At 52.3% G+C, this 2,369-nt stretch carries 1 rRNA gene; it reads right to left on the bottom strand.

Going from position 1 to position 2,369, the window contains the following annotated elements:
- Positions 1 to 19: 19 nt before the first annotated feature.
- Positions 20 to 2,369: ribosomal RNA gene (locus ACTD9P_RS29505) — 23S ribosomal RNA — on the bottom strand; the annotation flags it as partial.

Here is a 2,369-nt window from a genome sequence, read left to right as displayed (position 1 = left end):
CAAATTGCTTGGGTGTTATATGGTCAAGCCTCACGGGCAATTAGTATTGGTTAGCTCAACGCCTCACAGCGCTTACACACCCAACCTATCAACGTCGTAGTCTTCGACGGCCCTTCAGGGGACTCAAGGTCCCAGTGAGATCTCATCTTGAGGCTAGTTTCCCGCTTAGATGCTTTCAGCGGTTATCTATTCCGAACATAGCTACCCGGCAATGCCACTGGCGTGACAACCGGAACACCAGAGGTTCGTCCACTCCGGTCCTCTCGTACTAGGAGCAGCCCCTCTCAAATCTCAAACGTCCACGGCAGATAGGGACCGAACTGTCTCACGACGTTCTAAACCCAGCTCGCGTACCACTTTAAATGGCGAACAGCCATACCCTTGGGACCGGCTTCAGCCCCAGGATGTGATGAGCCGACATCGAGGTGCCAAACACCGCCGTCGATATGAACTCTTGGGCGGTATCAGCCTGTTATCCCCGGAGTACCTTTTATCCGTTGAGCGATGGCCCTTCCATACAGAACCACCGGATCACTAAGACCTACTTTCGTACCTGCTCGACGTGTCTGTCTCGCAGTCAAGCGCGCTTTTGCCTTTATACTCTACGACCGATTTCCGACCGGTCTGAGCGCACCTTCGTACTCCTCCGTTACTCTTTAGGAGGAGACCGCCCCAGTCAAACTACCCACCATACACTGTCCTCGATCCGGATAACGGACCTGAGTTAGAACCTCAAAGTTGCCAGGGTGGTATTTCAAGGTTGGCTCCACGCAGACTGGCGTCCACGCTTCAAAGCCTCCCACCTATCCTACACAAGCAAATTCAAAGTCCAGTGCAAAGCTATAGTAAAGGTTCACGGGGTCTTTCCGTCTAGCCGCGGATACACTGCATCTTCACAGCGATTTCAATTTCACTGAGTCTCGGGTGGAGACAGCGCCGCCATCGTTACGCCATTCGTGCAGGTCGGAACTTACCCGACAAGGAATTTCGCTACCTTAGGACCGTTATAGTTACGGCCGCCGTTTACCGGGGCTTCGATCAAGAGCTTCGCGTTAGCTAACCCCATCAATTAACCTTCCGGCACCGGGCAGGCGTCACACCCTATACGTCCACTTTCGTGTTTGCAGAGTGCTGTGTTTTTAATAAACAGTCGCAGCGGCCTGGTATCTTCGACCGGCATGAGCTTACGGAGCAAGTCCTTCACCCTCACCGGCGCACCTTCTCCCGAAGTTACGGTGCCATTTTGCCTAGTTCCTTCACCCGAGTTCTCTCAAGCGCCTTGGTATTCTCTACCCAACCACCTGTGTCGGTTTGGGGTACGGTTCCTGGTTACCTGAAGCTTAGAAGCTTTTCTTGGAAGCATGGCATCAACCACTTCGCTAACTAAAAGTTAGCTCGTCATCAGCTCTCGGCCTTAGAATCCCGGATTTACCTAAGATTCCAGCCTACCACCTTAAACTTGGACAACCAACGCCAAGCTGGCCTAGCCTTCTCCGTCCCTCCATCGCAATAACCAGAAGTACAGGAATATTAACCTGTTTTCCATCGACTACGCTTTTCAGCCTCGCCTTAGGGACCGACTAACCCTGCGTCGATTAACGTTGCGCAGGAAACCTTGGTCTTTCGGCGTGGGTGTTTTTCACACCCATTGTCGTTACTCATGTCAGCATTCGCACTTCTGATACCTCCAGCAAGCTTCTCAACTCACCTTCACAGGCTTACAGAACGCTCCTCTACCGCATCACTTACGTGATACCCGTAGCTTCGGTGTATGGTTTGAGCCCCGTTACATCTTCCGCGCAGGCCGACTCGACTAGTGAGCTATTACGCTTTCTTTAAAGGGTGGCTGCTTCTAAGCCAACCTCCTAGCTGTCTAAGCCTTCCCACATCGTTTCCCACTTAACCATAACTTTGGGACCTTAGCTGACGGTCTGGGTTGTTTCCCTTTTCACGACGGACGTTAGCACCCGCCGTGTGTCTCCCATGCTCGGCACTTGTAGGTATTCGGAGTTTGCATCGGTTTGGTAAGTCGGGATGACCCCCTAGCCGAAACAGTGCTCTACCCCCTACAGTGATACATGAGGCGCTACCTAAATAGCTTTCGAGGAGAACCAGCTATCTCCGAGCTTGATTAGCCTTTCACTCCGATCCACAGGTCATCCGCTAACTTTTCAACGGTAGTCGGTTCGGTCCTCCAGTTAGTGTTACCCAACCTTCAACCTGCCCATGGATAGATCGCCCGGTTTCGGGTCTATTCCCAGCGACTAGACGCCCTATTAAGACTCGCTTTCGCTACGCCTCCCCTATTCGGTTAAGCTCGCCACTGAAAATAAGTCGCTGACCCATTATACAAAAGGTACGCAGTCACC

This window comes from Pseudomonas onubensis (assembly GCF_965653655.1).
In the GTDB taxonomy this organism is placed as follows: domain Bacteria; phylum Pseudomonadota; class Gammaproteobacteria; order Pseudomonadales; family Pseudomonadaceae; genus Aquipseudomonas.
The sequence above is the reverse complement of the archived record's forward strand: the minus strand, read 5'-3'. Positions and strand labels throughout refer to the sequence as shown.